The sequence below is a fragment of the Methylocella sp. CPCC 101449 genome, assembly GCF_031921685.1.
GTDB lineage: Bacteria > Pseudomonadota > Alphaproteobacteria > Rhizobiales > Beijerinckiaceae > Terripilifer.
In genome coordinates this window covers 472,051-494,808 of sequence record NZ_JAPDHU010000002.1, presented here as the reverse complement: position 1 = coordinate 494,808, position 22,758 = coordinate 472,051, and the positions used below count along the sequence as shown (strand labels likewise).

At 61.6% G+C, this 22,758-nt stretch carries 23 protein-coding genes and 2 tRNA genes; 12 read left to right on the top strand and 13 right to left on the bottom strand.

Going from position 1 to position 22,758, the window contains the following annotated elements; translation table 11 throughout:
• Window positions 1-12 precede the first annotated feature (12 nt).
• Window positions 13-3,012, top strand: coding sequence for an autotransporter domain-containing protein (locus tag OIM99_RS12980; protein WP_311850835.1), 3,000 nt, complete (start codon window positions 13-15; stop codon window positions 3,010-3,012).
• Window positions 3,013-3,076: 64 nt separating this feature from the next.
• Here OIM99_RS12980 and OIM99_RS12975 read toward each other — a convergent pair whose 3' ends face one another.
• The 4 genes from OIM99_RS12975 to OIM99_RS12960 form a co-directional block, all read right to left on the bottom strand.
• Window positions 3,077-3,868, bottom strand: coding sequence for a tripartite tricarboxylate transporter substrate-binding protein (locus OIM99_RS12975; protein ID WP_311850834.1), 792 nt, complete (start codon window positions 3,866-3,868; stop codon window positions 3,077-3,079).
• Window positions 3,865-4,065, bottom strand: a complete 201-nt coding sequence (locus OIM99_RS12970; RefSeq protein ID WP_311850833.1) for a hypothetical protein — start codon at window positions 4,063-4,065, stop codon at window positions 3,865-3,867. Before OIM99_RS12970 ends, OIM99_RS12975 begins: the two co-directional genes overlap by 4 nt.
• A 192-nt stretch (window positions 4,066-4,257) precedes the next feature.
• A complete protein-coding gene (locus OIM99_RS12965; protein ID WP_311850832.1) occupies window positions 4,258-5,298 on the bottom strand; it encodes an esterase in 1,041 nt (346 codons plus the stop codon).
• A gap of 147 nt (window positions 5,299-5,445) precedes the next feature.
• Window positions 5,446-6,603: a Gfo/Idh/MocA family oxidoreductase gene (locus OIM99_RS12960; RefSeq protein ID WP_311850831.1), complete on the bottom strand. Its 1,158-nt coding sequence runs from the start codon at window positions 6,601-6,603 to the stop codon at window positions 5,446-5,448.
• 129 nt (window positions 6,604-6,732) lie between these two features.
• Between OIM99_RS12960 and OIM99_RS12955 the strand changes: the two genes are divergently transcribed.
• From OIM99_RS12955 to OIM99_RS12945, 3 genes are all read left to right on the top strand, one after another.
• Window positions 6,733-8,004 (top strand): aromatic ring-hydroxylating dioxygenase subunit alpha, encoded by a 1,272-nt coding sequence (locus tag OIM99_RS12955; protein ID WP_311850830.1) that lies wholly within the window; start codon window positions 6,733-6,735, stop codon window positions 8,002-8,004.
• A 77-nt stretch (window positions 8,005-8,081) separates the two neighbouring features.
• Entirely contained in the window at window positions 8,082-8,552 is a 471-nt protein-coding gene (locus OIM99_RS12950) for a MarR family transcriptional regulator (protein ID WP_311850829.1), read from the top strand.
• 71 nt (window positions 8,553-8,623) lie between these two features.
• Complete coding sequence (locus OIM99_RS12945) at window positions 8,624-9,649, top strand: tripartite tricarboxylate transporter substrate binding protein (RefSeq protein WP_311850828.1); 1,026 nt, start codon at window positions 8,624-8,626, stop codon at window positions 9,647-9,649.
• A 58-nt stretch (window positions 9,650-9,707) separates the two neighbouring features.
• Here the strand turns inward: OIM99_RS12945 and OIM99_RS12940 are convergent, their stop codons facing one another.
• A complete protein-coding gene (locus OIM99_RS12940) occupies window positions 9,708-10,676 on the bottom strand; it encodes a tripartite tricarboxylate transporter substrate binding protein (protein WP_311850827.1) in 969 nt (322 codons plus the stop codon).
• A gap of 175 nt (window positions 10,677-10,851) precedes the next feature.
• Between OIM99_RS12940 and OIM99_RS12935 the strand changes: the two genes are divergently transcribed.
• The 7 genes from OIM99_RS12935 to OIM99_RS12905 all read left to right on the top strand — a co-directional run bounded on the left by OIM99_RS12935 (window position 10,852) and on the right by OIM99_RS12905 (window position 13,779).
• Window positions 10,852-11,628 (top strand): IclR family transcriptional regulator C-terminal domain-containing protein, encoded by a 777-nt coding sequence (locus OIM99_RS12935; protein ID WP_311850826.1) that lies wholly within the window; start codon window positions 10,852-10,854, stop codon window positions 11,626-11,628.
• 205 nt (window positions 11,629-11,833) lie between these two features.
• Window positions 11,834-11,910, top strand: a tRNA-Pro gene (locus OIM99_RS12930).
• A gap of 50 nt (window positions 11,911-11,960) precedes the next feature.
• Complete coding sequence (locus OIM99_RS12925; protein ID WP_311850824.1) at window positions 11,961-12,266, top strand: ETC complex I subunit; 306 nt, start codon at window positions 11,961-11,963, stop codon at window positions 12,264-12,266.
• Between the two features lie 46 nt (window positions 12,267-12,312).
• Window positions 12,313-12,390, top strand: a tRNA-Arg gene (locus OIM99_RS12920).
• Between the two features lie 220 nt (window positions 12,391-12,610).
• Window positions 12,611-12,934 (top strand): metalloregulator ArsR/SmtB family transcription factor, encoded by a 324-nt coding sequence (locus OIM99_RS12915; RefSeq protein WP_311850823.1) that lies wholly within the window; start codon window positions 12,611-12,613, stop codon window positions 12,932-12,934.
• The gene (locus OIM99_RS12910) at window positions 12,931-13,422 is read left to right on the top strand and encodes an SRPBCC domain-containing protein (protein ID WP_311850822.1); all 492 of its coding nucleotides are present in this window, start codon (window positions 12,931-12,933) and stop codon (window positions 13,420-13,422) included. The genes OIM99_RS12915 and OIM99_RS12910 overlap by 4 nt, the downstream gene beginning before the upstream one ends.
• Before the next feature lie 3 nt (window positions 13,423-13,425).
• Window positions 13,426-13,779, top strand: coding sequence for a TfoX/Sxy family protein (locus OIM99_RS12905; protein WP_311850821.1), 354 nt, complete (start codon window positions 13,426-13,428; stop codon window positions 13,777-13,779).
• On the opposite strand, the gene OIM99_RS12900 is transcribed toward OIM99_RS12905, so the two are convergent.
• From OIM99_RS12900 to OIM99_RS12890, 3 genes are all read right to left on the bottom strand, one after another.
• Window positions 13,776-14,288, bottom strand: a complete 513-nt coding sequence (locus OIM99_RS12900; RefSeq protein ID WP_311850820.1) for a DUF192 domain-containing protein — start codon at window positions 14,286-14,288, stop codon at window positions 13,776-13,778. The two genes, OIM99_RS12905 and OIM99_RS12900, sit on opposite strands and share 4 nt — an antisense overlap.
• Window positions 14,289-14,384: 96 nt before the next feature.
• A complete protein-coding gene (locus tag OIM99_RS12895) occupies window positions 14,385-14,984 on the bottom strand; it encodes a cold-shock protein (protein WP_409371513.1) in 600 nt (199 codons plus the stop codon).
• Between the two features lie 178 nt (window positions 14,985-15,162).
• Complete coding sequence (locus tag OIM99_RS12890) at window positions 15,163-15,933, bottom strand: Sir2 family NAD-dependent protein deacetylase (protein WP_311850819.1); 771 nt, start codon at window positions 15,931-15,933, stop codon at window positions 15,163-15,165.
• Between the two features lie 171 nt (window positions 15,934-16,104).
• Here OIM99_RS12890 and OIM99_RS12885 point away from each other — a divergent pair, with 171 nt between their 5' ends.
• Window positions 16,105-17,043, top strand: a complete 939-nt coding sequence (locus tag OIM99_RS12885) for an aldo/keto reductase (RefSeq protein ID WP_311850818.1) — start codon at window positions 16,105-16,107, stop codon at window positions 17,041-17,043.
• Between the two features lie 187 nt (window positions 17,044-17,230).
• Here OIM99_RS12885 and OIM99_RS12880 read toward each other — a convergent pair whose 3' ends face one another.
• The 5 genes from OIM99_RS12880 to OIM99_RS12860 all read right to left on the bottom strand — a co-directional run bounded on the left by OIM99_RS12880 (window position 17,231) and on the right by OIM99_RS12860 (window position 22,715).
• A complete protein-coding gene (locus tag OIM99_RS12880; RefSeq protein WP_311850817.1) occupies window positions 17,231-17,599 on the bottom strand; it encodes a Rieske 2Fe-2S domain-containing protein in 369 nt (122 codons plus the stop codon).
• A gap of 53 nt (window positions 17,600-17,652) precedes the next feature.
• Window positions 17,653-17,946, bottom strand: a complete 294-nt coding sequence (locus OIM99_RS12875) for a hypothetical protein (protein WP_311850816.1) — start codon at window positions 17,944-17,946, stop codon at window positions 17,653-17,655.
• A gap of 2 nt (window positions 17,947-17,948) precedes the next feature.
• The gene (locus tag OIM99_RS12870) at window positions 17,949-19,232 is read right to left on the bottom strand and encodes an amidohydrolase family protein (protein WP_311850815.1); all 1,284 of its coding nucleotides are present in this window, start codon (window positions 19,230-19,232) and stop codon (window positions 17,949-17,951) included.
• A 254-nt stretch (window positions 19,233-19,486) separates the two neighbouring features.
• Window positions 19,487-21,208, bottom strand: coding sequence for a thiamine pyrophosphate-requiring protein (locus tag OIM99_RS12865; protein ID WP_311850814.1), 1,722 nt, complete (start codon window positions 21,206-21,208; stop codon window positions 19,487-19,489).
• Window positions 21,209-21,482: 274 nt separating this feature from the next.
• Window positions 21,483-22,715, bottom strand: a complete 1,233-nt coding sequence (locus tag OIM99_RS12860) for an alpha-hydroxy acid oxidase (RefSeq protein WP_311850813.1) — start codon at window positions 22,713-22,715, stop codon at window positions 21,483-21,485.
• Window positions 22,716-22,758 lie beyond the last annotated feature (43 nt).

Genomic DNA, 22,758 nt, shown 5'->3' with positions numbered 1-22,758 from the left:
GGCTCAAAAAACATGTCAACTTTGTATAGCCGTGTCAGTCCGCTTCCTCTCATCCTCCTGTCTTGTGGTCTGGGCATAACCGGCGCAATCGCCGCCGACATCACCATTCCAGATGGCACCACATCCTCGGGCGCACGCACTTTTGGCGGCACGGATCAGATTACCGTCGGCACCGGCGCGACGCTAACCTCTTCGGCCAATCCCACTTTGAACCAGAACTCGGCGGCGACGGGGGTGGTCATCGACAACTCCGGCACCATCGAATCGACCGGCACCGGCACTCGCGCCATCCGTTTCAACAACGGCACGGCGATGACTTTCACCCTGACCAACCGCGCCGGCGCCACCATCCAGTCACAGAACGATGCCGTGCAAGTAGGACAGAACGTCAGCAGCGGCACGATCATCATCAACAACTATGGCACGATCCAGGCCACGGGCGTCAACGGCAACAACGGCCAGTCGATCGATTTCGGCAACATCACCGCCGGCACCGCCAGCATCACCATCAACAATTTCGCCGGCGGCCTCTTGCAGACCGCCGATGCCGACGGCATCCGTCCCGGCAATAACGCGACGGTCAACAATGCCGGTTCGATCATCGCGCACGACTATCAGAACAACACCGGCGCCGATGGTGTCGATTTTCAGAACAGCACCGGCGGCACGGTCAACAACAGCGGCCTGATTTCCGGCGGCCGGCACGGCATCAACCTCGGTTACGACGCCGCTTCGAACAGCACGAGCTCGTTTATCACTGTCATCAACGAAGCGAGCGGCCAGATCATCGGCCGCAACGGTTCGGGCTATGGTTCCGACGCAGGCGGCAAGGTCATCAACTATGGCCTAATCTCCGGCCGGATCGACGACAGAGCCGGCGTGCCCAATGGCGACGGCGATGGCGTCGACATCGACTATATCGGCGAAATTACCAACTACGGCATCATTGAGGGGATCGGCGCCAAGGGTGTCGGTTCAGACGGCCTGACCAATACCGCTCAAGGTATCGCCATCGGTGGTGGCATGATCGACAACAAGGCCGGTGCGATCATCCGCAGCACCGGCGACGGCATTCTGGTCGACAACAGTTCGCAAGGCCCGGCCTTTGGCGTGATCAACATTACCAATGCGGGCACGATCACCGGCGATCGCTACGGCATCTATATCAACAGCACGCTCGACAACGTGGTCACCCATTCCGGCACGATCACCGGTGGCAACGGCCAGGCGATCGTCTTCGGTTCGGGCAATGACACGCTGAACATCCGCACCGGCTCGGTGATCAACGGCACCGTCGATGGCGGCGGCGGCTACAATCGTATTTCGCTCTCCGGCACCGGCACATTCGCCGGCGCAATCAACTTCCAGACCCTAAGCGTTGACGATGGCACCTGGACGCTGACCGGCACACAGTCCTATTCGGATGGCATTTCGATCGCCAACGGTGCCAAGCTCAACGCGGCCGGCAACATTGGTGGTTTGATCACCGTTTCGAGCGGTTCTCAAATCGGCGGCTCCGGCACGCTCAGCGCCCTGCTCGTCAACTCGGGCGGCACGGTGGCGCCGGGCAATTCGATCGGCACGCTGACGATCACCGGCAATATCACCTTCAACGCCGGCTCGATCTATCAGGTCGAAGTCAACGCCGCCGGCCAGTCCGACAAGATCGCCGCCGGCACTGCCACCATCAATGGCGGCAACGTGCAGGTGTTGGCGGGCGCCGGCACCTATGCGCCCTCGACGCAATACACGATCCTGACCACGACGGGCGGGCGCACCGGCACGTTCAGCTCGGTCTCCTCCAATCTCGCCTTCCTGACGCCGTCGCTCAGCTATGACGCCAATACCGTCTATCTGACGATGGCCCGCAACGACATCAACTTCGCCGCCGTCGGCACGACGCGAAATCAAAGCGGCACCGGTGCTGGCGCGGAAAGCACCGGCTGGGGCAATCCGGTCTACAATGCGATCCTCAACCTCTCAGCGCCGCAGGCCCGCGCGGCTTTCGATCAGCTCTCAGGCGAAGTGCATGCCTCGGCGCAGAACGTGATCATTCAGGACAGCCATTTCCTGCGCGATGCCAGCATCGACCGGCTGCGCTCGGCCTTCGACAGCGTCGGCGCGGCGTATACGCCGGTGATGTCCTATGCGCCGGGCGGCCCGGTGCTGGTGCCGGCCCAGACCGAACGTTTCGCCGTCTGGGGCCGCGCCTTTGGTGCTTGGGGTACCACCGCCAGCGATGGCAATGCCGCGCGCCTGCGCCACGACGTCGGCGGCGCCTTCGTCGGGGCCGACGGTCTGGTGGGTGACAATTGGCGCGTCGGTCTGCTTGCCGGCTACAGCCGCTCGACCTTCCGCGTCAGCGACCGTTCTTCGTCAGGCGCCAGCGACAACTATCACTTAGGGATCTACGGCGGTTCGCAGTACGGGGCATTGGCCTTCCGCTCCGGTGCCAGCATCTCCTGGCATGACATCACCACCAGCCGCGCGGTGAGCTTCGCCGGTTTCGCCACCAACAGCCTGCAAGGCCGCCAGAAGGCGCGCACCGCGCAGGTGTTCGGAGAAGTCGGCTATGGCATCCGCGTCGGCGCGCTCGGTTTCGAACCGTTCGCGAACTTGGCCTATGTCAACCTGAGCACCGACGGTTTCAGCGAAACCGGCGGACCGGCGGCGTTGAATGTGCGCGGCCGGAACAGCGGCGTCACCTTCACGACATTAGGCTTGCGGGCATCGCAGCAGTTCAACCTTGGGGCGATGAACCTGACGGCACGCGGCACCATCGGCTGGCGCCATGCCTTCGGCGATGTGACGCCGATCTCGGTGGCATCCTTTGCCGGCGGCACGCCTTTCTCGATCGCCGGTCTGCCGATCGCCAAGAATGCGGCCGTCGTCGAGGCCGGGCTCGACCTCAATCTGACGCCGCAGGCGACGCTTGGCATCTCCTACGGCGGCCAGTTCGGTTCGCGTCTTTCCGATCAAAGCCTCAAGGGCAACTTCACCTGGAAGTTCTGATCGTTCTGACCACCAAGATCTGACTCAAAAAAACCGCCCGGCACCAACGTGCCGGGCTGTCGCATTACTCGATCTTCACACCCGCCGCTTCAACCATACGTTTCCAATTTGGCGTTTCGCTGGCCAGAAAACGCGCCAAATCATCCGGCGTTCGAATTTCAGGATCGACATCGGCGCCAAGATTGGAAAGTTTTTGGCGAACGTCCGTCTCTGCCAAAATCGCATTGACCTCGTTGTTGATCTGCACGGCCGTCTCCTTAGCTAGGCCAGCCGGCCCCAGCAGACAGACCCACGTCGAAATCCTGACATCGCCAAAGCCCGCCTCGAGCGACGTCGGCACATTGGCAAGCTGAGCGGCCCTTCGAGCTCCGGTAACAGCGAGCGCGCGCACGGTGCCCGCCTCGATGAAGCTGATGACACCCGGCAGGCTGTCGATCGTGAACTGAATGTTGCCGCTCAAAAGATCCTGCAACATCGGCGCACTACCACGATAGGGCACATGCCGCGCATCGGTCCCGGCGACCATGTTGAGCAAAGCGCCACCGAGATGGCCCGTCGAACCGTTGCCGGCACTGCCATAGTTGAACTGCTGCGGCTGCGCTTTGGCCTTGGCGACAAGTTCGGCTACGGTCTTGTAATCGGTACCGGCGTTGACGATGAGGACGCTGGGGATCGAAGCCACGAAGGCGACCGGCGTAAAAGCCGACGCCGTATCGTAGGGCATGCGTGCGTACATGAACTGGTTCATGACGGCCGGCCCCGGCGTCGACATGAGCAGCACATGGGCGTCCCCTGCGGCTTTGGCGACGGCGGCCGCTCCGGAATTGCCGCCGGCCCCTGGAAGGTTTTCGATCAAGACCGTCGCCTTGAGGCGCGCGCGCCCAGACGCTCTCCGACAATGCGGGCGATGACATCGGTTGTGCCGCCCGCCGCGAAAGGAACCACGATCTTGACCGGCTTCTCCGGCCAGGCGGCGACAGGCGTGATCGCCGCGCCAGCCGGAACCAGCATGGCCACGACCGCGAGCCGCACCAAAACACGAGCAATGTTCATAGTCCCCCCTCAGGTAAAAATTCAATGACCTATATATATGATTTTAGAAGATCGGAACGTCCCTCGCAAAGCTGTCAAAACAAAACGGCCCGGCACCGTCGCCCCCTCCGGGAACGGTGCCGGGCCGCTACGCATTTCCAAGCGAAGTGATTAATTCGCGTGAAGAAAATGCGGTGAGCCGAAGGCTAAGGCCTATTTCGTCAGCTTCTTCTTTTCCAACCAAGTCTGGACGAGCTGCGACACTTCCAGATTGTTCTTGTCCATCATCATCATGTGCGAATTGCCCTTGATGCCGACGGCGGGAAGATTGACCACGTCGACCGAACCGCCCGCAGCGGTGATCTTGTCGCCGAAGTCAGTGGCGTTCTTGCGGATCGTCGGCCAGCGCGAATCCTGCTCGATGAAATCGCCGAACACCATCAGCACCGGAATGTCCTTCAGTGCCGCCGCCTTTGTCGGATCGCCGATACCGGCAGGCTCGATCGCGATGAGCGCCTTCACCTTATCGGGACGCGCCTGAGCCACTTTGAAGCCGAACTGGCCGGCCTGGCTGTGGAACATGATGACGCACGGGCAGACCTTGTCGACTTCGGCCAGATAAGCGTCGATGATCATGTCGTCGGTGGAGGTCCAGCGCGGCACGATCTGCTTGACGAAATTGTCATAGCCATCCGGCGGGAATTGATTGCCGGGCAGATATTTCCGTTTCGCCGGATCGGCATTGTAGCTATTGGCGCCGTCGCCGATGCGGAAACGTTCGAACGGATTGGCCGTGGTCAGGAACACCGGCTGGCCGGGAATGACATCCGGATACATCGCCCAGCTCGAGCGACCGCGCTCAACCGCATCGGAATTGTAGACCGACCAGCCCTTGCGCAGGAAAAATTCGAGCCAGCCCTGGCGCCCGTCCGGCGTCGACTCGTAGTTCACGCCGGTCATACCACCGCCGTGCCAGAACAGCAGCGGTACGCTGCCCTTCTCGTTCTGCGGCAGGAAATACTGCACATACATCTGGCCGGTCTGATAGGTGCCGTTCGGATCGACCTTGGCCGGCACGCCGCCGGGCGAGAAGGTCACTTCCGTGACCGGCCGGCCGGACAGTTCGACCAGTTTGCCGCCGACATGGAACGAGCCCATGGCGCGCAGGCTGATCGGCTCCTGCGCCTGCGCAGCGCCAAGACCCAAGGCAAGCGACAAGCCGAGCGCGGTCGCCGCCAAAACACGAAACTTCATGAATCCCTCCTCCGTTTCCAAGAGCGTTTTGCGTAAGTGTTTGGTCGCCCGATAGAGCCCAAAGAATAAGCATTGTGAAATGCAAACGCCGGAGCGATTAATTCGCTCTGCGCATCAAAGGCCGGATCCGAGGATTTTGGTCTGCGCCTATCGCGCCGACAGAGGCTCTTGAAAACGCAGCGGAAGCTCCTGGCCCCGCCGGGACGACTCTAGGGCGGCCAGGCAGATCTCCAGATTGGCGAGGCCCCATTTGCCCGTATGCACCGGCGGCTTGCGGCCGAGAATCGCATCGGCGAATTCCGCCAGCACGAGATCGCGCGGTGTCTTGTCGGTGGCGAGAATGATCTCTTCGCGGCCGTTCTCGTCATAGAGGAGAATGCCGCCGGGGGATTGGCGCAGGTCTCCCCGCTCGCAGCTCACCACCGTCAAGCCGAATGTCGGCTGATAGGGCGCCGCCGCTGGAATGGCCGTCTTGGCGCGGCTGCGCTTGGCGGCCAGCTCGGCTTCAGAAACCACTTCCCGCTTCAGCTTCGGCCTTTGCGCCAAAGGTTCGACGAAACCCCATTCGGTGACATCGCTCGTCAGCTCCATGGTCGAGAAATAGCCGTAGCCATTGTAGACCGCGACCGCCGTCGCCCCGTCCTCGAACGTGAGGAAGACCGTATGCGCGCCGATAGATGGCCGTCGTGGATCCCAATCGAAGGTCGACGCTCGCACGCTGCGCACGGCGCCGCCGCCGAGCAGACGGATGATGTCGAACTGATGTGAGCCTTGCCGAAAAGTGACGCCGCCGCCAAGGCTGACGTCGAATTCCTCGATGCGCCTGGGGCGAAACATCCAATCGGTAAAATCCATGGTGTTGATCATGCGGACGCGGCCGAGACGGCCGCTGTCGATGACGCCGCGCATGGCGTGAATGGGCGCGTCATAGCTGTGCGAATGACCGACCAGAAGAATGCGGTTGGCTTGCCCTGCTGCTGCGACCATGGCCTGCGCATCGTCGAGCGACACCGCCATCGGCTTTTCGGTCAGCACATGTTTGCCGGCCTCGAATGCAGCTTGCGCGTGAGGACGATGCTGTTCCGTCGGGGTGGCGATGTAGATCGCATCGATGCCTTGATGCGCAACCAGCGCGCCCACATCGGCATAGCCCTGCGCGCCCGTCTCGCGCTCGGCCTCCGCTCGCGCGGCGGCATTCGTTTCGGCGAAAGCGACAAGCTGAAAATCATCACTTTTTTCAATCGCCGGCAGAAAAGCGCGGCCGGCGGCGCCCATGCCGACGATCCCAATCTTCAGGGCTGCCATGTCCCCTCCCCCTTGTCGTTTGAGCGGCAGCTCAAAGCTGCTTGCCAAAGTGCCGGCTTAATGTTAGGTAACTAACATTATAATAAGACCCATTCAAGTCTGGGCCGCCGCCAAGTCTAGGAGAGGACTATGCTTACCGCCGAACAGAACGAGATGATCACCCGCATCGGACCCGGCACGCCGGCTGGCAATCTGATGCGGCGCTATTGGCAGCCGGTCGCCGCCGTTTCGGAATTGAGCGAGCGCTGGACGATGCGCGTGCGCCTCTTGGGCGAAGATCTGGTTCTCTATCGCAATCGCGAAGGCGGCTATGGCCTGGTGGCTGAGAAATGCCCGCATCGCGGCGCTTCGCTGGCCTATGGCATCCCCACCGAGAAGGGTTTGCGCTGCCCCTATCATGGCTGGGAGTTCGGCAAGACAGGCCAATGCCTGAGCCAACCTAATGAGCCCGAGCGCATGGGCTTCAAGGACAAGATCAAGACCGCGGGCTATCCCGTCGAAGAACTTAACGGCATGCTGTTCGCCTATCTCGGCCCGGAGCCGCAGCCGCTGCTGCCGCGCTGGGACGGATTCGTGGTCGAGGGCGCCATCCGCATGCTCGGCCGCGCACTGATCCCGGTGAACTGGCTGCAGGCCATGGAGAATTCACTCGACCCCATTCACACCGAATGGCTGCATGGCCACACCTATGAATTCGTCAAGGAACAGGAAGGCGTGAAGGTTGCGATCTCAACCCGTCACGAAAAGATCGCCTTCAAGGAATTCGAATATGGCATGACCAAGCATCGCCTGCTGGAAGGCCATTCGGAAGACTCCGACGATTGGCGCATCGGCCATCCGGTCGTGTTCCCGAACATGCTGTCGGTCGGCAATGGCGATGAAACCTCGCGCTATTATGCCTTCCAGATCCGCGTCCCGGTCGACGATCAGCACACGATGCATATGTGGTACACGGCCTATATGCCGCCGAAGGACCGGCCTGTGCCGCCGCACCTGCTTTCCAAAATCCACACCTACACCGTGCCGTGGAAAGACGAGAACGGCGAGTTCATTCTCGACAATGTCGACACCCAGGACATGATGGCCTGGATCACCCAAGGCGCCATCGCCGACCGCACGAAGGAAAATCTCGGCGTCTCCGATTCTGGCATTGCGCAATATCGCCGGATGATCATGCGCGAGATCGAAAAGGTGCAGGCGGGCCAGGACCCGATCGCCACTTTCCGTGATCCGGCCAAAAATGTGCGGCTCGATCTGCCCAACGAGCGCAAGAAACATCACAACAGCGATGGCTTCGGCAATTGGATCATGCGCACCCATGCCGGCTATTCGCCGATCGCCCGCGATGTGATCGAGGTTTTCGAAGCTAAATCGGCAAAACATCTGCAACCGGCGGAATGAGCGCGACGGAATGAGTTTGTCTGACGGGCGCGGACATGCGATCCAAGCGGTCCTCTGCAATGACATCGCGAGATCAAATGGCGCGCCGGGCAAGCAAACCGATCACGGTCGATCCCTCCGACCGTATGGCTCATCTGGTGAAACTCTCCGGCAAGGCGCTCGTGCGCGCCTTGCAGGTGCGGCTGGCGAAAATCTCGGTCGCCCACGGACATTGGACTTTTCTGCGCATTCTCTGGCAGCAGGACGGACTGAGCCAGGCGGAGCTGGGCGCGCAGTTGGGCGTCACCCGCCCCACCACCTTCGCCGCCGTGAAGGGCATGGAAGAACTGGGCTATGTCGAGCTGCGCCAGCAAAAGGGCAATCGCAAGAATGTCTATGTGTTTCTGACGCCAGCTGGGCGCGCGCTTGAGCGTAAGCTTGTGCCGCTGGCGGTCGAGGTCAATAAAATCGCTTTGAAGGGGTTTTCCGAGGCCGACGAGAAGCGGTTTCGCACCATGCTCCTCAAGATCAGTGAGAACTTGGCAGACGACGAAGTTAGCTTAGAATGAGGATCAAAGAGTTCCGGCTCTTCTGATGACAAGCCCTCGCTGAAAGCGGGGCACATATGGGAGGATTGATTATGGCGGGGACGAAAGTCCGTTGCGTGCTGGGTGCTGTCGCGCTGCTGGCGGCCATGGGGACATCGCAAGCCCAGGATGCCGAGGCGCAATTCTACAAAGGCAAGACAGTGCGGATGATCGTCGGCTTTGGCCCCGGCGGCGGTTACGATGCTTATGCGCGCATGATCGCGCCCTATCTGTCCCATGAGCTCGGCGCCAATGTAGTGGTCGAGAACCAACCCGGCGCCGGCAGCATCAGCGCCATGAACAATCTCAGCATCGCCCCGCCCGATGGGCTGCAACTGATGCTGGCCAATGGCACGGCGGCGGGCCTGGCGCAGATCATGGGCATGTCCGGCGTGCGCTATGATCTGAGCAAGCTGACGCAGCTCGGCACGGTCAGCGCTTCGCCTTGGGTCTGGCTGGTGCCGGTGCAATCGCCGCTGCGCACCATCGACGATGTCCGCAAACTCGGCCGGCCGTTAAACTGGTCGTCCAGTGGGCCGATCGACGGTTTGTCGGACGGCGCGCAGATCACCTGCGAAGCCCTGAAGCTGAATTGCAAGATCGTGATGGGCTACAAGGGCAGCAGCGAGGCAGCACTGGCGGTGGCGCGCAACGAGATGGACGCCATCTATGTTTCCGACACATCGGCCAACAATTATGTGAAGGCCGGCGATCTCAGGGCGATCGCCAATATGGCGCGGCGCAAGTCCCGCTTCTTTCCCGATCTGCCGACTGTCTACGAGATGGAGAAGCTGTCGCCGGAGGCGCAATGGCTGTTCGACTTTCATGGCACGGTGGAAGATCTCGGCCGCATCCTGATCATGCCAGCCAACATCCCGCCGGCCCGGCTCGCCTTCGTCAATGCCGCCGTCGCCCGCGCCCTGAAAGACCCAGCCTTGATCGCCGAAGGCGAGAAATCGCAGCGCTATGTCGATTTCATCGGCCCGGAAGAAACCCGCAAGGCGGTGAATTCGGCCATCGGCCAATTGACGCCCGAGCAAAGGCAGAAGGTGCAAGCAGTGTTGACGGTGAACAAATAACGTTTTGCCGCCGGCAGCCCAGCCGCCGGCGGCTTTGATCACGACAGGATGAAGCCCATCAATCGGCCTTGAAGCCCGCGGCCTTCACCAGTTCGCCCCAGCGCAAGCCCTGTTTCTTGATATCGGCAAGAAGAGCGTCGCTGCCCGTCCGGCCTGAAACCTCAAAGCCCTGCGCTTCGAGTGTGGCTTTGACCTTGGGATCGGTATGCGCCGCCTGGGCCGCCTTCACCAGCTCATCGATGACAGGCTGCGGCGTTCCTTTCTTGACCAGCAGGCCGAACCAGATGGAAGCCGTGAATTCGGGATGTTTCAATTCCGCGAAGGTCGGCACGTCAGGCAGAAGCGGCGAGCGCTGCTCGCCCGTGGTGGCGATCGCGTTGAGATTGCCTTGCTTGATTTGCGGCGCGGTGTTGTTGATCTGCGCGAAGCCGAGCAAGGCATGCCCCGCCACCAGATCATTGGCCTGCAATCCGGAACCACGATAGGGCAGATGCGTCAGGTCGAGCCCAAAACGCTGGTTGAGCTGAAAACCGAAGAAATGCGACGGCGTGCCAGGATTGAAGGAGGCATAGTTGAGTTGCCCGGGCTTGGTTTTGATCCAGGCCACGAGTTCGCTCAACGTCTTGGCCGGAACACTGGGATGGGTCACGAGCACCATCGGTGCCTCGACGCCTCGGATCAAGGGAACGAAGTCATCCATCGACCAGCGCAGATTGTCATAAGCGCTGGGATTGATCTCGGTCATGGATTGCGTACCGACCCACACCAGTGAGCCATCCGCGGGCGCATCGGCGACCATTTGAATGGCAATGTTGCCGTTGGCGCCGGGCTTGTTCTCGATGATGATCGTCCGCTTCATCGTTGCCGCCATGTGATCGGCGATCACACGGGCGTAAGGGTCGATCGCGCCGCCCGCCGCCGCACCGACAATGAACCGGATCGTATTCGACTGCGCCTGCGCGGCCGCCGACATGATCAATACGGATGCCAGCGCGACGGCTATCCGCAACCCCTTCCTCACCACCATTTTCCTCCCTCCAATTTTCGCCACGAGTCGAAGCACCGTTGGCCTGTTCTCCCTTCCGCCAGCGCGCTTCGACCCGCGATACGACATAAAGGCTTGCCCAAGTCGCAAACCTGTTCAACACATACTCACGAGAGGGCCACACAGTGGCCCGAGACGGAATGACGGGAGGGGCCGCATGGATACGACGAGCAAGACCCGCTCGCTCGAACGCGCCATCGACGTGTTGGAACATCTGGCGGCACGCGGTCCCAGCGCCTTGCACCATTTGCAGGACGAAACGGGCCTGTCGAAGACCACCCTGCGCCGGTTGCTGGAAACCTTAGTGCGGCGGCGCCTCGTGCGACGCGGGCTGAGCGACGGCGCCTATCGCTGCAACATCACCCTGCCGTCGCGCGGCGACAAAACCCATCAGGGTAAGATCGCCCGTCTCATCGACGTGGCGACGCCGCTGCTGCGGGCCAGCAATACCGATATCCGCTGGCCGATCGATCTGCACATCTATCATCAGGGCCGCATGCAGGTGATCGAGTCGACGCGGACGATCAGTCCCTTCGGTTTCAACCGGCCGCACCGGCCCGAGCTCGATCTCAACATTTTCGCCGCCGCCAGCGGCATCAGCTATCTGGCGACCCTGTCGGATACGCGGGTGTGGAAGATGATCGAAACCCTGCGCGACCAGGAGTTGTGGGCGCTCTCGCGCTATCGGGTCACGCCGCAGCGACTGTTTCGCGAGATCGAGCTGACGCGCGAAAAGGGTTATGCGCGCCGCCTCGCCAACCAGAGCGACGGCGGCTTCCACGCCATCGCCGCCCCGATCCGCTCGCACCGCACGGGGATCGGCGCCGTCAGCCTCTGGTGGCCGCAGACCTATCTCACCCTGCCCGCCTTCGCGGACAGGCATGCCGAGCAGTTGAAGGACTTGGCGGCGGCGATTTCGCGGGAGATGAGCTGAAATCGAAGGCATGAGGCTGGCTGGCAGATTTAGGTGGCTCAAACCGCTCGCAACCGATTGCAGGGGGTGTTTGGTCCATGGTATCTCGCCGCCAACTCCGTGGGACTTGGCGTGGGACTTTTGGTCCAAAACGTTCTGCTTCGGTCCCGACGTGGTTTTGACAGCTTGAGTAATATTCCTTATTATTCAGATGCTTGGAAATATTCGGGGTATAGCGCAGTCTGGTAGCGCGGAAGTTTTGGGTACTTCAGGTCGTAGGTTCGAATCCTGCTACCCCGACCATTTCCCAGGCATTTGGTGACGATCGTTCTGACAGCGAGATGGAAGAGCCCATGACCGCCCGGATTTCCTGCCCCGCCAAGACCGCGACCCAATCGGGTTTTGCCAAGTCGAGACGCTGGCTGCTGGAATTCGACCGGAATTCACCGCGCGAGATCGATCCGCTGATGGGCTGGACCTCGTCGAGCGACATGAATGCGCAGGTCAGACTGTGGTTTCCGACCAAGGAAGAGGCGATCGCCTATGCCGAGCGCGAAGGCCTTGCCTATGTGGTCGTCGAGCCCAATACGGCGACGCGCAAGATCCTGTCCTATTCGGATAATTTCCGGACCACTCGCATCGGTCAGTGGACCCACTGATCGGCCGTCCTTGCGTTTCAGCGAACGCAATTTGTCTGCAGTTTCAGGCTCCGTAGCTCAGCTGGATTAGAGCAGCCGCCTTCTAAGCGGCAGGTCGTTGGTTCGAGCCCAACCGGAGTCGCCATTTTTTCCCTGCTTGCTTCGCATTTGCGCGGAACTATCGCCGCCTGAAGCGATTGACAAGCAGGGAACCTATCAGCCCCCCAGCCCCAGGTTCCCTTTTCCCGCCGGTGAGCAGCCACTCGCCGGCGGGCCCTTTATTTTCTCCCCCTCCATCCGCGCGTTCTTGCCAAAGTTGACATCTGGATCGCTTGCGCTAATATGTAACTATAAGGTTACAAATTATGCGCCCTTCACCTGCTGCCGCCAATGCCGTCTTCCGCGCCATCGCCGATCCGACCCGGCGGGTGATCCTTGACCGGCTGCGCGCCGGGCCAGCCAATGCCGGCGCCCTGGCCGCGGATTTTCACACCAGCCGACCTGCCATTTCCAAGCACTTGCGCGTTTTACGTGAAGCCAAACTGGTGATCGACACCCCGGTCGGGCGCGAGCGCGTTTACTCCGTCAATCCCGTCCCACTGCAGAGCGTCGCCGGCTGGCTGGAGGGCTATCGTGCCTTCTGGCAGACCAGCCTCGACCAATTGAAACGTAACCTGGAGGGAACATGAGCACATCTGCCAGTCATCTTGCCAGCCATCAGGCCCGCGCCGTCGCCGACATCAGCGAAGGGCTCGTGCTGGCCTCCGTCGAAATCGCCGCGCCGCCCGAACGGGTGTTTCAGGCCCTCACCTCAAGCGAAATTTGCAACTGGTGGGTTCGCCCCGGTGTCATGGATACGCGGGAGTGGAGCGGCGAAGTACGTGTCGGCGGGCGCTGGCGTGCCTCCGGCATAGGCAACGGCCGGCCTTACGTGCTGGAAGGCGAATATCTGGAGATCGATCCGCCGCGCAAACTCGTCCACACCTGGGAGGCCGCCGGTGCACCAGGCCGCCCCTCGACCGTCACCTATCTCCTGGAACCCACCAGCAAGGGGACCAAAATCACCTTGCGTCATGCCGGCATCGCGGTTCCCGATATCTGCACCAATACCAGCATTGCCTGGGAAACGAGCTTTGCCCGGCTTGCCGAAATTTTCACCGAAAGCCTGGGTTCATAGGCCATGGCTTATGACGAGGCGGTCGCCGCACGCATCCGCAGCGCCCTGCCCGCGGCGGGAACTGTCGCCGAGCGCCGAATGATGGGCGCGCTCTGCTTCATGGTGGACGGCCATATGTGCTGCGGCGTCACCGGATCGGCGCTGATGATCCGCGTCGGTCAAAACGGTTACGCCGCCGCCCTCGCCAAGCCGCATGTGCGGCCGATGGACATCGGCGGGCGGCAACCCAAGGGTTTCGTGCTGGTGGACCCGGAGGGCTATCGGACGAAAGCCGCTTTGCAAGCGTGGCTGCGGCAGGCCCTCGCCTTCACCGCCGAACTGGCACCGAAGAAGCCGGTACGGCGGTCGAAAGTCTAGCGGAACAGCGAATTGGCAATCTTGTCACCGGGTTTCAGGCCGATCTTGCGGGCCGCACCGGCGTTCAGTTCCAATACCGCGAAGGCCGGGCGCGCCGAGGGAATGGTGCGTTCGGACAGAGGTTCGGTGTTTTCGGCCACATTGATGACCGTGCCGTTGCGCGAGATGAACACCATGTCGAGCGGCAGATAGGTGTTTTTCATCCACATCATCACCGGCTGTTCGCTTTTGAAATCAAACAGCATGCCGCGATCGGCGGGCATGTAGCGGCGGAACATCAGGCCCCGCGCCCGCTGCTCGTCGGTCCGCATGACCTCCACGGAAAACTTGTGCGCGCCAGAAGCCGTGGTGATGGTGAGAGGTTCGAGATTAGCCTCTTCCTGCACCGCCGCCGCCTGGGCGAAAGCCGGTGCGGAGAAGGGCGTGGCCAAGGGTGCGACAATGGCCGACAGGCCGATTACGCCGGCCAGAAGCGCGCCGCGGCAGAAAAATCCATAAAACTTGACCATCGACTCTATGCTCCGGAAGCCGCCCGTGCCGGCCGATTAGCATAGATCGGCGGCAGCCGGAATCGGCTGCCCATCAATCGATCGTGAAGTTTAAGTTCAGTGGGAGCTTGGCAGGCGGGTGTCGAGCGGCCGCACTTCCGCCGCCATCAGGCCCTTGTCGCCATTACCGAAGCGTACCAGGAGCCCGTCGCCCGGTTTCAGATCGGCGATGCCGAACCGGCGCAAGGTTTCCATGTGAACGAAAATATCCTCGGTGCCTTCGCCACGGGTGACAAAGCCAAAGCCGCGCACGCGGTTGAACCATTTCACCACGACGATCTCGAAGCCACCTGGCGCCGCCACCTGTACATGGGTGCGCGGTGCCTGCAATTGCGAGGGATGCGTCGCCGTCGACTCATCGAGCGAGAGCACTTTGAAGACCTGCAGGCCCTTGGCGCGCTTCTGCACTTCGCAGACGATGCGCGCACCTTCCGGCGCCGTAGAGAAACCATCGCGCTTGAGAACGGTGACATGCAGCAGCACATCAGCACCGCCGTTGTCTGGAAGGATGAAGCCGTAGCCCTTGGCGACATCAAACCACTTGATGTGCCCGGCGATCTCGAAGAGATCCAACGGCCGTTCTTCGGACGTCGCTTCGTGCGCGACACCCTGGCCGCTTACGCCGCTTCTGCCTTCAAGCTGATCCTTGCTGGTCAATGGACCCGCCCCCGCCTGGACACTCTTGTTGCCGCACCATGCACTCTGGATGGGGCCGAACTTGATTCAACTTCACCCAGAATCACCAACTAAAGATAGCATCGGGCCAAATTGGTCCAACTGATATTTGAGAAAACTCCTGTGGATGACTGGGCCGTCTTGCTGGTGCACCAAGACGTTAGTTCAAGCGGTTAGCACGCTCGAACGGCTCGAGAATGGCGCCGATGTCGCCACGCAGAACCAGGTCCGCGATATCGTCGAACGGTGTCGGATCGCGATTGATGATCACCAAAGCAGCCCCGTTTTCCTTAGCGATTAAGGGGAATCCGGCCGCTGGATAGACGACGAGCGACGAGCCGATCGCCAGCATCAGATCGCAATTTTCGGCGACACGCTGCGCGCGGCGCATGGCTTCGACAGGCATCGCCTGGCCGAAAGCGATGGTTGCGCTTTTGACCGCGCCACCGCACAGGCATGTCGGTGCCCGGCCATCGGCCTCGAACTTGCGCCGGATCGGCTCCAATTCATAGCGCACGCCGCAGGCGAGGCAGGTCGCATAGGTGCCGTTGCCGTGCAGTTCGACCACCTGTTCGGCTGAGAGGCCAGAGGCCTGGTGCAGGCCGTCGATATTCTGCGTGATGATGCCACTCATCAGCCCATCGGAGACGAGGCGCGACAGCGCGCGATGGCCCCTGCCCGGCTTGGCGCCGGCATAAGAATCGTCCATCGCGAATTTCCGCTCCCAGGCGAGAATGCGATTGTCCTCGCTCGCCAGAAACGCCTCGAAGGGCATCGGCGGATGACGATGCCAGGCGCTGTCCTTGGAGCGGAAATCAGGAATGCCGCATTCGGTCGAAATGCCGGCGCCCGTGAACGCCGCCGCACTGCTGCTGTCCGCCAGAAAGGCCGCGAGGCGCCGGTGCGCCTCATCCAGTTCATCCTGTTTCATGCGTGCTTCCGTCCGCTCCAGCGATCCGCGCAACGATGCTTATCAACTCTTGCTTATCATGAAGGCAGAACATCGCCTTCACCATTGCAAAATGCGGCCCGACCCGCTCCTATCGCCGCCGTGAAAATGACCGCGAGACCAATCTCGCCAAAAATAAATAGTGAGCGAAACATGCTGGACAAGAATCTGGGCAAATCCGGGTTGCGGGTGTCGGTCGTCGGCCTCGGCTGCAACAATTTTGGCGCGCGGCTCGACCTCGCCGGGGCGAAAACGGTGGTCCACAAGGCCCTCGACGAGGGCATCACCCTGTTCGACACAGCCGATATGTACGGCAATCGCGGCGGCTCGGAGACGGCGCTTGGCGAAATTCTCGGCGCCCAGCGCAAGAACATCGTCCTGGCCTCGAAATTCGGCATGCAGATGGACGAGGCAGGCAAGCTCAAGGGCGGCTCGCGCCGCTACATCATGTCCGCCGTCGAAGCGAGCCTGCAACGGCTGCGGACCGACTGGATCGACCTCTATCAATTGCACCGGCCCGATCCGCTGACGCCGATCGAGGAAACCTTGCGCGCGCTCGACGATCTCGTCCGCCAGGGCAAGGTGCGCTACATCGGCTGCTCCAACCTCGCCGCCTGGCAAGTGGTCGAAGCCGCCTGGACAGCCAAGAGTGGCGGCCTCAACGCCTTCGCCTCCTGCCAGGACGAATACAGCCTGCTCTATCGCAAGCCCGAGGCCGATCTGGCGCCAGTGACCGAGCAATACGGCCTTGGCATTCTGCCCTATTATCCGCTGGCCGCCGGCATGCTCACCGGCAAATACAAGCGCGGCGACATGGGCGCCGCCGGCACGCGCTTCGCGCCGGGCTCGATGTATGTGAACCGCTATATGAACGACAAGAACTGGACGCGGATCGAACAGCTCGACGCTTTCGCCAAGGCGCGCGGCCGCACGATGGTCGAACTCGCCTTCTCCTGGCTCGCCAGCCGGCCGACGGTGTCAAGCGTCATCGCCGGCGCCATGACGCCGGAACAGGTGGCCACCAATGTGAAGGCGGCGGCGTGGACGTTGAGCAGTGAGGAATTGGCCGAGATCGATAAGATCACGGCTTAGCTGAAACGGGCCGAAGCTTTTCGTGTCATCCCGGACACTTGCGCAGCAAATGATCCGGGATCCAGGGGCGAGTGACGAGTGCTGCTTGCTTTAATGCGTTGCAGACGACGTGAGATCGAAGGCGTTACCGTTTGCCCCTGGGTCCCGGATCACGCTTCGCGTGTCCGGGATGACACCAAGAAAGAGATCAACCCGGCAACTTCAGCCAAATGTCGCCATCGCGCACTTCGGCCGGAAAGCCTTTCAAGCGCGTGGCATCATCGCCCGGATGACGGCCGGTCTCGACATCGAATTCGAACCCGTGCCAGGGGCATACGATATGTTTCTGGCCAGTGTAGAACATGCCAAGACTGCGCTTATCCTCGGTCAGCTCCTCGCCGATGCGTCCGAAGATGCGCCCCTGGCACACCGGTCCACCCGCGTGCGGGCAGTGATTTTCCCACGCATAGACTTTGCCGCCGACCCGAAACACGCCGACCTCGCGGCCCGATGTGGCGTAGACCCGGTGAGCGCCATCGGCGATGTCGTCGAACCTTCCCACTTTGACGTCAGCCATTGTCTGCCTCGAATGATGTGATGAACTATCGGGTATGATCTACCTGGTATGACTTACCGGGTGTGACTTGGCCGGTTGAACCAGAGCGCCACGTCGAACATGTTGAGATCGACCGCGCGGATCAGCGCGCAGGCGGCAACCACCGCCTCGGTCGCGTTGACCAGCCGCGTGTCGACCGGCGCGAATTCCTGCTCGGTCTTTTCCACCTTGGCCGCATAGGCTTTCACCAGAGCGGTCATGGCGTTCTGCAAGACCTCGTCGGGAATGTCCGCCGCCGCATCGCTCTTCAATGCATCATTCAGTGCATCGCTGAGCGCCGCACCCGCATCCTTAACCGATTGCACCATTATCAACGTCCTTTGGACAGGGCGATGCCCTGTGCGGCCGCAGCCTCGCCCACCGGGCCGAGGCTCGGTTTACCGAGCTTGTGCTCCGGCACTTTGAGATTGAAAAGTTTCGCGGCGTTGAGGCCGAGAATATTGCGCTTCTGCTGTTCGTTAAGGAACGGCAGTTGCGTGATCGAATTGGGCAGATCGAAATCCCAATGCGGCCAGTCGGTGGCGAACAGAAGCTGCGTCTCGGCGTTGATCGCCTTGAACGTCGCTTCCAGCAGTTCGAGATTGTCGCGCTCCATCGGCTGCGTGGTGTAATACATCTCTCGCATATAGTCCGACGGCTTGCGCTTGAGCAGCGGCGCCTCCGATGTGCGCATCATATATTCGGAATCGAGCCGCTGCATGACGAAAGGCACCCAGGCGAGCCCGCTTTCCACCCACATGCTCTTGAGTTTCGGGAAGCGCTCTGGAATGCCGTTGATGACCCAATTAGTCATGTGGATGATGTTATAGTAGACGAAGGAGATGGCGTGCATCGACAGGAAGCGATTGCACTGCTTCATCGATTCATCGCCCCAGTGGAAGCCGGAGTGGAAGCTGATCGGCTTACCGCTCGCCTCGATCGCCGCGTAGAGCTTCATGTAGCAATCATGATGCACCGGGCGATAGCGTGTCGAGGTCACCATATAGCCGACGACTTGCGGATTGGCCGCGTGCTTTTCGACTTCGCGCAGCGCCGCTTCGGGATCGTTGAACGGCAGATAGATCATGTTGATCATCCGCTTTTCGTGCGGCAGCATATCCTCGCACATCCACGCATTGAACGCCTGGCCGATGGCCGCTTCGATCTCCGGCTGCGGATGCATGCCGAGCACCAGCATCGGCGTCGGCAAAGTCACCATATAATCGAGGCCCATCGTGTCCATGGCGCGCTGCGTCAGGGTCACCATCGGATGCTGGGTACCAGGCGTCTTCTCGCCCAGGCGCTGCTGATGCGGGATGCGGCCGAACATATCCTGATACAACATGCCGGGCGTCGCATTGCTGAGTCCGGGAGGCGAACCGGGACGGTCCTTGAAGGACTTCGCCATGTCCCGATAGACCTTGTTGTCCATCCGGCCGATGATTTCCTGCCAGAACGGAAACTCGCTCAAATGCCCATCGGCATCGACGACGAAATAATCCTTCAGCTTTTCCGCTTCCTTGGTCGCATGGGCCAAGAGATCGCGGGTGTCGGTTAACGTATCAACGGTCGGAAGTTCGAAGACACCGGTGGGAACCGAGGTGCGATCATCCATGTGTTGTCCTCCGCGCTGTCGCGACGAGCCGCATCAGGAACGAAACGAACTCCGTCGCGATCGTTTTGTTGAGAGCGGACGTGTTCCCGCTCACTGCTTGAAGCAGTTTAGAATGGTTCTGTCGTGTGCATGGTTGGAGCGCGAGCGCCATCCTGTCAAGCGCGACGGCGCCCTCTCCCATATGCTTGTGCGGCAACGAAACGAACCGTTTTACGATCGTTTTATTGAACGCCGACAAACCGTTGCTGAGCCCTTCAGGGGCCTTTGCAGACGATGTTGAGCAGCGCCTGGCGCTTCTCGGTCTCCATCACCTTGAACGCCCGCTCGATGGCTTTCGGCACGGCCGCCGGATCGACGACCTTCTCGCCGTGGCCGCCGGCCGTCTCGACCGCTTTTTCAAAAGCCAGCTCTCGATCGAAATATGTCAGAGGCTCGCGATTGCTCTTGGCCGCATAGCCACTCGGATAGACCTCGCGGGTGTTGCGCTTCACCGCGCCCCACATGGCATTGTTGAACACCATGGTCAGGATCGGCCAGTCCTCCGCCGCCGCCACGTAATGCGCCGGGATCGGATTGCCGAACATATAGGCGCCGTCACCCACCGCGCAGATGACGCGCTTGTGTGGCGCCGCCGCCTTCATGCCCAGCGCCATGCCGAGGCCCCATCCCAGCGCACCGGCGGCGCCGGTGAAGAACAGGGAGCCGGGCTTCTGCAAGGTCAAATGTTCATAGGTGATCGGACCTTCCTTGATGACGATATCGTCTTCGCCGCGCACCTGATCGAGGCAATAGGTCACCCAGGCCGGATTGATCGGCGTTTCGTGCTTGGCTTTCTCGAGCGCCGCCTGCCAGCGTTGGCGCTGCGCCGCGCGACGCTCCGCGAGGCGCTTGCGGCGCGCCTCGATGCGATCCTTCGCGACGGCCTTGCGTGTTTCCAGGGCGGCAGCCAGCGCCACCATCGACGGGCCGGCCGCGCCGGTGATGGCGAGATCGCTGGCGAAGCTGCGCATCGGATAAGAAGAGAAGAGCGGATCGACGCCGATATGAACGATCTTGGTGTCGCGGCCCGGCGCCTTCTTATTGGGAATCCAAGGCACGTCGCATTCGATGACGATCACCGCGTCCGCCTCGGTCATGAAGGCATCCGGTTCGTAGCCCAGATGCATCGGGTGATTGCTGTCGAGCGCGACATAACGGGGCTTGCGCTGGGTGACGGGGATGGCGAACACGTCGGCGAGAGCGGCCAGCGCCGCCGGTTCGCTCCAGTCGCGGCCGACGCTGGCGCAGACGATCACCGGGTTTTCCGCCTTGGCGATGATATCGGCGGCACGGTCGATGGCATCGAGATCGGGGAAAGGCGCACTCGCCGGCTGGCGGCGCGATGGCGAAGAGTAAGAGAAATTTTCGACCGGCGCGGCCAGCACCTCGCGCGGCAGCGTGAGATAGACCGGCCCTTTCGGTTCGCTCATGGTGACTGTCAATGCGCGGTCGACGGTCTGTTCCAGCACCTGCGCGTTCGGCAGCTCATAGTCCCATTTGACGATCTCGCGCACCACCGCGCCCTGATCGCGCATTTCCTGCGGCCAGTGGATCTCGCCCGTGCGCGCGCCGAGAACGCCACCCTCCTCGCTGTAGGGCGTGCGGCCGGAGGTGAACAGCACCGGCAGATTGCCGCGCCAGGCATTCATCAGGCCGCAAATCGAATTGGCGGTGCCGACATTGACATGGACCATGACGAGCTGCGGCTTGCCACTCTGCAAATAGTGGCCGAGCGCCATGTGGATAGCGACATTCTCGTGCGGGACGATGACAGGCTTGGGCATTTTGCGCCCCTCGCCCTCGAATTTGGCCAAAGCTTCGATCAGCGGCGCGAAATCTGTGCCGGCATTGGCAAAGAGGAAGTCGACGCCGCGATCGGCCAACAGTTCGACGTAGGCCTCGGCGACAGTGCCGGAGGCAATGGTTTTCACAGACACGTTTCCACCCATGGTTTGGCGCGGCCTGTCAGCGGCCGCTTCGCGCCTGCTTTAAAGCAGGATTGCGTGGGAGGAAACCCGTGCCGCGGCCGCACCCTTAGTGTCATCCCCGACGCGCCGCAGGCGCGAGCGGGGATCCAGGGGCGAGTGGTCGAGACAAACGATTTGGTCTTGCTGCAACAGCGGAGCGGTTGCCCCTGGTTCCCCGCTCGACCGCTGCGCGGTCGTCGGGGATGACACCAAGATCGAGGCCCATTCCCCAATAGCACTCAGACTATTTCTTCGGCTGCCAGAGCACCTGCGGGCCGATTTCGTCGTTGGTGCAGCAGCCCGTGAACCCCATGTCAGTTTCCAGCTCGTTCCGCAGCAAATTCAGGGCGTGATAGGCCCCCTCCTCGCCGCCGACACAGGTGCCATAGAGGGTGGCGCGGCCGGTCAGCACCAGATCGGCGCCGAGCGCCCGTGCCTTCAGAATATCGCCGCCCCGGCGAATGCCGCTGTCGACGATGACCTTCATCTTGTCGCCGACCTCGGCCTTGATCTCCGGCAGCACATCGAGGGAGTTGACGGCGGTATCAAGATTGCGCCCGCCATGGTTGGAGATGACGATGGCGTCGAGCCCTTCGGCGGCGGCGCGCGCCGCATCCTCCGGCCGGTGCAATCCCTTGAGGATCATCGGCCCCTTCCACAGGTCACGCAGGCGCTTGATGTCTTCCCAGGTGACATCGCCACCGGAAAGCGAAGGCCGCTCGCCACCCTTTGTCGGTTTGGGCCGATGCGCCAGCGCCGGCATGCCATATTTGAAGTAATGCGGCGCGAAAGTGCCGATCGCCCAGCGCGGATGCAGCATCACATCCCAGACGGCGCGACCGTTGATGAAGAACGGCATGGTGAAACCGTTGCGGCGATTGTATTCGCGCACCGGCGAGACCTGCGTGTCGACCGTAACGATCAGGGTTTCGAAGCCGGCATCCTTGGCGCGGCGCACCAAGGCATAAGATTGTTCGCGCTCGGGCCACACATAAAGCTGGAACCACTGCCGCGCGCCCTGCCCGGCCGCCGCAACGGCTTCGATCGTGCTCAGCGACAGAACCGCCAAGGTGAACGGCACCCCGAAGCGGGCCGCGGCACGCGCCAAAGCCAGTTCGCCCTCGAACCAACACACGCCGGCGGCGCCGGTCGGCCCGACGGCCAAGGGCATGCTCAACGGCTTGCCGAAGATCGTCGCCTCGGTGCTGCGCTTGGTGACGTCGATACAGACCTTGTTGCGCAGTTTGACCGTCTGGAAGCCCGTGCGATTGTCGCGCAGCGACAGTTCGTCCATCGTGCCCCGGTCGAAATATTCGAACACGCCCTTGGGCAGGCGACGACGGGCCGCCTGGCGCAATTCCTCGATGTTCTGATAGCGCTGCATATATTCGGCCGAGGGTGGCGGACGCGCGATCGCCGCGGCGGCGCCGGGCGCCGGCGTGGCAGCGGTGGAATCGATGACGACTGGCTTATTCATCGGCGTTTCGCCCCAGATGTTGTTCTCGTCGCGATATATTATG

What these genes read in the sequence shown, in the direction of transcription:
- OIM99_RS12980 (WP_311850835.1), top strand. Translation starts at nt 13, where the DNA reads ATGTCAACTTTGTATAGCCGTGTCAGTCCGCTTCCTCTCATCCTCCTG.
- OIM99_RS12970 (WP_311850833.1), bottom strand. Translation starts at nt 4,065, where the DNA reads ATGAACATTGCTCGTGTTTTGGTGCGGCTCGCGGTCGTGGCCATGCTG.
- OIM99_RS12965 (WP_311850832.1), bottom strand. Translation starts at nt 5,298, where the DNA reads ATGAAGTTTCGTGTTTTGGCGGCGACCGCGCTCGGCTTGTCGCTTGCC.
- OIM99_RS12960 (WP_311850831.1), bottom strand. Translation starts at nt 6,603, where the DNA reads ATGGCAGCCCTGAAGATTGGGATCGTCGGCATGGGCGCCGCCGGCCGC.
- OIM99_RS12955 (WP_311850830.1), top strand. Translation starts at nt 6,733, where the DNA reads ATGCTTACCGCCGAACAGAACGAGATGATCACCCGCATCGGACCCGGC.
- OIM99_RS12950 (WP_311850829.1), top strand. Translation starts at nt 8,082, where the DNA reads ATGGCGCGCCGGGCAAGCAAACCGATCACGGTCGATCCCTCCGACCGT.
- OIM99_RS12945 (WP_311850828.1), top strand. Translation starts at nt 8,624, where the DNA reads ATGGCGGGGACGAAAGTCCGTTGCGTGCTGGGTGCTGTCGCGCTGCTG.
- OIM99_RS12940 (WP_311850827.1), bottom strand. Translation starts at nt 10,676, where the DNA reads ATGGTGGTGAGGAAGGGGTTGCGGATAGCCGTCGCGCTGGCATCCGTA.
- OIM99_RS12935 (WP_311850826.1), top strand. Translation starts at nt 10,852, where the DNA reads ATGGATACGACGAGCAAGACCCGCTCGCTCGAACGCGCCATCGACGTG.
- OIM99_RS12925 (WP_311850824.1), top strand. Translation starts at nt 11,961, where the DNA reads ATGACCGCCCGGATTTCCTGCCCCGCCAAGACCGCGACCCAATCGGGT.
- OIM99_RS12915 (WP_311850823.1), top strand. Translation starts at nt 12,611, where the DNA reads ATGCGCCCTTCACCTGCTGCCGCCAATGCCGTCTTCCGCGCCATCGCC.
- OIM99_RS12910 (WP_311850822.1), top strand. Translation starts at nt 12,931, where the DNA reads ATGAGCACATCTGCCAGTCATCTTGCCAGCCATCAGGCCCGCGCCGTC.
- OIM99_RS12905 (WP_311850821.1), top strand. Translation starts at nt 13,426, where the DNA reads ATGGCTTATGACGAGGCGGTCGCCGCACGCATCCGCAGCGCCCTGCCC.
- OIM99_RS12900 (WP_311850820.1), bottom strand. Translation starts at nt 14,288, where the DNA reads ATGGTCAAGTTTTATGGATTTTTCTGCCGCGGCGCGCTTCTGGCCGGC.
- OIM99_RS12890 (WP_311850819.1), bottom strand. Translation starts at nt 15,933, where the DNA reads ATGAAACAGGATGAACTGGATGAGGCGCACCGGCGCCTCGCGGCCTTT.
- OIM99_RS12885 (WP_311850818.1), top strand. Translation starts at nt 16,105, where the DNA reads ATGCTGGACAAGAATCTGGGCAAATCCGGGTTGCGGGTGTCGGTCGTC.
- OIM99_RS12880 (WP_311850817.1), bottom strand. Translation starts at nt 17,599, where the DNA reads ATGGCTGACGTCAAAGTGGGAAGGTTCGACGACATCGCCGATGGCGCT.
- OIM99_RS12875 (WP_311850816.1), bottom strand. Translation starts at nt 17,946, where the DNA reads ATGGTGCAATCGGTTAAGGATGCGGGTGCGGCGCTCAGCGATGCACTG.
- OIM99_RS12870 (WP_311850815.1), bottom strand. Translation starts at nt 19,232, where the DNA reads ATGGATGATCGCACCTCGGTTCCCACCGGTGTCTTCGAACTTCCGACC.
- OIM99_RS12860 (WP_311850813.1), bottom strand. Translation starts at nt 22,715, where the DNA reads ATGAATAAGCCAGTCGTCATCGATTCCACCGCTGCCACGCCGGCGCCC.